Annotated in this window: 5 protein-coding genes and 1 pseudogene; 1 reads left to right on the top strand and 5 read right to left on the bottom strand. The window is 47.9% G+C overall.

The window, feature by feature from the left end:
* The 5 genes from MHN01_RS15140 to MHN01_RS15160 form a co-directional block, all read right to left on the bottom strand.
* The coding region (locus MHN01_RS15140) for an MBL fold metallo-hydrolase (protein ID WP_239412110.1) at positions 1 to 681 on the bottom strand (681 nt) is incomplete at its 3' end.
* A gap of 218 nt (positions 682 to 899) precedes the next feature.
* Positions 900 to 2,270, bottom strand: a complete 1,371-nt coding sequence (purB, locus tag MHN01_RS15145; protein ID WP_239412111.1) for an adenylosuccinate lyase — start codon at positions 2,268 to 2,270, stop codon at positions 900 to 902.
* A 149-nt stretch (positions 2,271 to 2,419) separates the two neighbouring features.
* Positions 2,420 to 3,037, bottom strand: coding sequence for a high frequency lysogenization protein HflD (gene hflD / locus MHN01_RS15150; RefSeq protein ID WP_239412112.1), 618 nt, complete (start codon positions 3,035 to 3,037; stop codon positions 2,420 to 2,422).
* Between the two features lie 13 nt (positions 3,038 to 3,050).
* Complete coding sequence (gene mnmA / locus MHN01_RS15155; RefSeq protein ID WP_239412113.1) at positions 3,051 to 4,166, bottom strand: tRNA 2-thiouridine(34) synthase MnmA; 1,116 nt, start codon at positions 4,164 to 4,166, stop codon at positions 3,051 to 3,053.
* Between the two features lie 363 nt (positions 4,167 to 4,529).
* Positions 4,530 to 5,174, bottom strand: a complete 645-nt coding sequence (locus tag MHN01_RS15160; RefSeq protein ID WP_239412114.1) for a pseudouridine synthase — start codon at positions 5,172 to 5,174, stop codon at positions 4,530 to 4,532.
* Between the two features lie 142 nt (positions 5,175 to 5,316).
* Here MHN01_RS15160 and MHN01_RS15165 point away from each other — a divergent pair.
* Positions 5,317 to 5,467, top strand: a pseudogene (locus tag MHN01_RS15165) (NADP-dependent isocitrate dehydrogenase); the annotation flags it as partial.

Here is a 5,467-nt window from a genome sequence, read left to right on the forward strand (position 1 = left end):
GTGGGAGGTTGCGACCATATCGACCGGCAAGTTGAAGCCTAGCACTTCATGGATCTTAGCGGTTACCAGTGGGCTAAACGGTGTCAGGATGTTGGAGTAGTAGCGTAGGCACTGCTCCATCAGTTCGTTGTACTCGACTTCGTCGTTGAACAGGCGCTCATCGCAGTAGTGCTGACCGAAGGCGTCGTTACTGAAGAGTACTGCGTCTTCAGTCATGTAAGTCATCATGCTGTCTGGCCAGTGAAGCATCGGTGTTTCGATAAATACCAGTGACTTGCCGTTACCGATATCAATGCTGTCACCTGTTTTCACGGTGTTGAAGTTCCACTCTGGATGGTGATGATGACCGGTAATAGAATCAACGGCATTTTCTGTACAGTAAATAGGTGTATTTGGGATCTTCGACATTAGCAGAGAAAGTGCACCTGCGTGATCTTCTTCTGCATGGTTAATAACAATCAGATCGATATCATTAAGGTCGATTTCCTGCTCCAGCTTTTGTACGAAATCGTAGCTGAATTTATGGTCGACGGTGTCAATTAGCACGTTTTTGCCTTCACGGATCAGGTAGCTGTTGTAGCTGGTACCTTTCAGTGTTTTGTATTCTGTGCCGTGAAAATCACGAATTTCCCAGTCGCGCTGACCAACCCAGTGAATATTGTTCTTAACGTGAATAGACATACAACTTACCTATAAAATGCTTAACATGTATTTTAGATGCATGTTATTCCTCGGTATGATTTTGGTCAAGCTTAAAGTTGTATTAAAAATACAACTTTAATCTATTTGTTTGAAATTAAAAGAATTATATTTTTTAGTGCGAGAAGAAGAGTGGGGCTAGGTTGAAAAACTAAAAAGGCCAGCATAAAGCTGGCCCTTAAAATTGATTGAGAAAGCGATTAAAGCTTGTCAGTTAGCTTGACTGCATCGCCGATGTAGTTAGCAGGTGTCATTTCTTTCAGGCGAGCTTTCTCGTGCTCAGGAAGTTCCAGGCCGTCAATGAAGTTACGCATGCCTTCGCCGTCTACACGCTTACCGCGAGTTAGCTCTTTTAGCTTCTCGTATGGCTTCTCGATGCCGTAACGACGCATCACAGTCTGTACAGGCTCTGCCAGTACTTCCCAGTTTTTGTCTAGTTCAGCTTCAAGCGCCGCTTGGTTGACTTCTAGCTTGCTAATGCCTTTTAGGGTCGAAGTATAAGCAATAATCGCGTAGCCACAACCCACGCCAAGGTTACGAAGCACTGTCGAGTCAGTCAGGTCACGCTGCCAGCGAGAAACCGGTAGTTTCTGTGCCAGGTGAGTGAAGATAGCGTTCGCCAGGCCCAGGTTACCTTCGGAGTTTTCGAAGTCGATTGGGTTAACTTTGTGCGGCATGGTCGACGAGCCGATTTCACCTGCAATCGTCTTCTGCTTGAAGTGACCCAGAGCAATGTAGCCCCAGACATCACGGTCGAAGTCCAGAAGGATAGTGTTGAATCGTGCAATCGCATCAAACAACTCGGCGATGTAGTCGTGCGGCTCGATTTGTGTTGTATACGGATTCCATGTTACGCCAAGAGATTCAGTGATGAACTCTTCGCTGAACTGATGCCAGTCAACGTCAGGGTAAGCGGAAAGGTGGGCGTTGTAGTTACCTACAGCACCATTGATTTTCGCCAGAATTTCAACGCTTTCGATTTGCTTGTACTGACGCTCCATACGGTATGCCACGTTCGCCATTTCTTTACCCATGGTTGACGGGGATGCTGGCTGGCCGTGGGTACGAGACAGTAGAGGTACTTCACGGTATTCGTTGGCAAGACCTTTGATTGCATCAATTACGTTACGGATCTCAGGAAGAATGACAGTCTCACGTGCTTCATGCAGCATCAGGGCGTGAGACGTGTTGTTGATATCTTCAGATGTACAGGCAAAGTGAATGAACTCATTCACAGCATGCAATTCTGGTACTTCAGCTACTTTTTCTTTCAGGAAGTATTCAACAGCTTTTACATCGTGGTTAGTTGTGCGCTCAATCGTTTTGATTCGTTGCGCATCTTCTTCACTAAACTCAGCAGCAATACGGTCTAGGAACGCGTTTGCTTCGTCACTGAATGCAGGAACTTCCACGATAGCGTCAGTAGCAGCCAGTTTTTGTAACCAACGGATTTCAACGATTGTGCGGTACTTTAGCAGACCATATTCACTGAAAATGCTGCGCAGTGCACTAGTTTTACTTCCGTAGCGGCCGTCTACCGGGGAAACAGCAGTCAATGCTGACAGTTCCATGTTGCTCTCTCCTGATTTATTAGGGGGTTAAACAATGTGTTGCTGTAACCGCTAGCCTGCTGTGGCGCTGCAGGTCGAGCACTCACAGTGGCTAAGCCGTTATTATTCAAGATACTTACCGGTCGACCCGGTAAATACCTGGTATCAAATTAGCTGCGGGCAAGTAAGATTTTTGCCTGCTCGACCATCTGCTTACGACCAAAAATCAGGTGGCGACGTTTACCGCCGACCTGACGCCAGAGCACGGCTCCGCGCACTGCCGCAAGCAACAAGGCACGAACCTTATGCTGTACGTTCTGCTGCTGCAGGTGAGCCGGGGTACCTGTTACCTGAATCCGTGGCCCGAGTGGGCTGATGATGTCCAGGTAAATGTTGGCTAGGTTGCTCACCATTTGATCATCAAGCAATTCGAAATGATCAATCTGACGTTTGGCGGTATCAATACGGTCGCCCAGCTGCGCCATACTGTCACGGCGGCTCGATAGCTTACGCTCCAGTGCCATCACACTGACCAGGTAGCGGGTGATCTCGTTTCCAGACGGTGTGCTGTCAATCTCGGCAGACAGCGTCTCAAGACCCATACGCAGATTGGCCTCGCAGCCGTAGATTTCAATCGTGTTGGAAGGATCTGTTACCACAATACTGTTTAAACAGGCTTCCAGTGCATCGCGATCACAAGTGCCGTCACGGGCAACCTGCTGAACAAGTTTCACTGCCTGGCAAATGCCGGCAAACGCGATGGTACGGTCATATAAAGTTTGTGCCACGTGCGCAACTCCCTTAGATTCGCTGCTCAATAATACCGCCACCCAGGCAGACATCGCCGCTGTAGAATACAGCTGACTGGCCCGGCGTAACGGCAATTTGAGGTTCATCAAATATTACTTTGATGTTCTCATCATCGATAGGGATGATGGTACAAGGAATATCTTGCTGACGGTAACGAGTTTTTACCGTACATGTGAGCGGCTCACGAATTGGCTGACGATCTACCCAGTGCAGTTGGGATGCAATTAGCCCGTTTGACTTCAGGCGAGGGTGATCTTTACCCTGACCGACGATAAGCACGTTGCGTTTGACATCTTTATCAACAACGTACCACGCTTCTTCGTTGCCGCCGCCACCTTTCTGGCCACCAATGTGCAGGCCTTTACGCTGGCCCAGGGTGTGGTACATCAGGCCCTGGTGTTCGCCGATCACTTTGCCGTCTTCAGCTGTTTCGATATTGCCTGGCTGTGCTGGCAGGTATTTGCCAAGAAATTCGGTAAATTTACGCTCACCGATAAAACAAATACCTGTCGAATCTTTCTTCTTCGCAGTTACCAGTCCCTGTTCTTCAGCAATACGTCGTACTTCTGGTTTCTCCAGTTCGCCAACCGGGAACAAGCTGCGCGCGATTTGCTCATGGCTAAGGGTATACAGGAAATAACTCTGATCTTTATTGTTATCTACGCCGCGCAGCATCTGAGGCTTCTCGCCCTCGACAGAAGGAAAGCTGCGGCGGGTGTAATGACCCATAGCAATGTAGTCCGCTTCCAGAACCTCATCGGCAAATTCCAGAAACGCTTTGAATTTAATTTCTTTGTTGCAAAGAATATCCGGGTTCGGGGTACGGCCTGCTTTGTACTCCGCAAGGAAGTATTCAAACACGTTGTCCCAGTATTCAGCTGCAAAGTTGATGGTATGCAGGTGGATACCCAGTTTGTCACATACAGCTTGTGCATCAGCGAGATCTTCTGCGGCAGAGCAGTATTCTTCGTTATCATCTTCTTCCCAGTTCTTCATGAACAGGCCTTCAACTTGGTAGCCCTGTTGAAGTAGCAAGTAAGCTGATACAGAGGAATCAACGCCGCCGGACATACCGACAATGACTTTTTTCTGGCTGTTATCTGACATATTTCTCTTCAGTCGTTAATAGTGTTAAGGGCGTAATTCTAACAGAAACCTTATTCGCGAAACAGAGCGAGAGCAGAATCACACTTTAATAATTTTATCGTCTTTTCAAATTACCGACCAGATATCCGGAAATGGATTCAAAAAGAACGTTATAAACGACAATATCAATGCAAAATTGTGCAGCTATCAGCAGTTTGTCCTTTGACTTGAGGTGCTGACGCAAACGTTTGCCTTGTGGTGCGTATCATAGATGAACCGGGGGGGAATGTGTAGCTTTTTCGGTGTGGTTTTTTTGCGGGTTGCAGGGAAGCTCTGAGAAGTGCTTCCCTGCAGTCGGGGTTCTGACTGCCGGCAAAGCAATGGTTAGGCAGATTGCGAAAGCTTGACCTCTCGCCACTCGCCCGGCGCGAGGCCTTCGACAGTCCAGCTGGCCATTTTGTGGCGGATGAGTCGCAGGGTTGGAAAACCGATATGTGCCGTCATTCGGCGTACCTGACGATTCCGCCCCTCTTTTAAGGTGATAGCCAGCCAGGTGGTCGGAATATTTTTCCGCTCACGGATTGGTGGATTGCGGTCCCAGATGTCGGGGTGCTCAATACGTTCCACCTGAGCCGGCAAGGTCGGGCCGTCTTTTAGCGTAATGCCTTTTCGGAGCTGATCTAGCTGTTCTTCGCTTGGATCGCCTTCGACCTGTACCCAGTATATTTTGGGTTGCTTGGATTTTGGCTGCGTGAGGCGAGCCTGGAGTACGCCATCATTGGTCAGTACCAATAAACCCTCGCTGTCTTTATCGAGTCTCCCTGCCGGGTAAACGTCTTTCACCGGGACGTAATCAGACAGCGTTTTATCTCCTGGTTCGCCACTAAACTGGGTCAAAACGTTATAAGGTTTGTTAAATAATATGATCTTTTGCGGGCCGCGAGGGCGTTTGGCTTTATTATATTTTCTTGATGCTCTACGCTCATTATTGGAACGTGTCGGTTGACGTGACGAGGTGTTTGGCTTCATAAATAGCGTGCTGTGCTGGGGGTGACTAAATTGACCCGCCTATTATACGCTAAAAACAACCCGAGTGGCGTATCGATAAAATTTCAAGTATGATTTGCCCGCATCTTACAAAAAGATAACAAATGGACGCTAGGAGATTTAAATGGATAGTAAAGTAGTTGTACCAGTTGAAGGTCAGAAGATTACTCTTGACGCAGAAGGTAAACTGGTCGTTCCTAACAACCCGGTAATTCCATACATCGAAGGCGATGGTATCGGTGTTGATGTAAGCCCTGCTATGATCAAAGTTGTCG

This window comes from Photobacterium sp. OFAV2-7, assembly GCF_022347985.1.
Taxonomy (GTDB): Bacteria; Pseudomonadota; Gammaproteobacteria; order Enterobacterales; family Vibrionaceae; genus Photobacterium.

Bases quoted from the DNA above. Each gene is read 5' to 3' on its own strand.
- purB (WP_239412111.1), bottom strand. From the start codon at position 2,270: ATGGAACTGTCAGCATTGACTGCTGTTTCCCCGGTAGACGGCCGCTAC.
- mnmA (WP_239412113.1), bottom strand. From the start codon at position 4,166: ATGTCAGATAACAGCCAGAAAAAAGTCATTGTCGGTATGTCCGGCGGC.
- MHN01_RS15160 (WP_239412114.1), bottom strand. From the start codon at position 5,174: ATGAAGCCAAACACCTCGTCACGTCAACCGACACGTTCCAATAATGAG.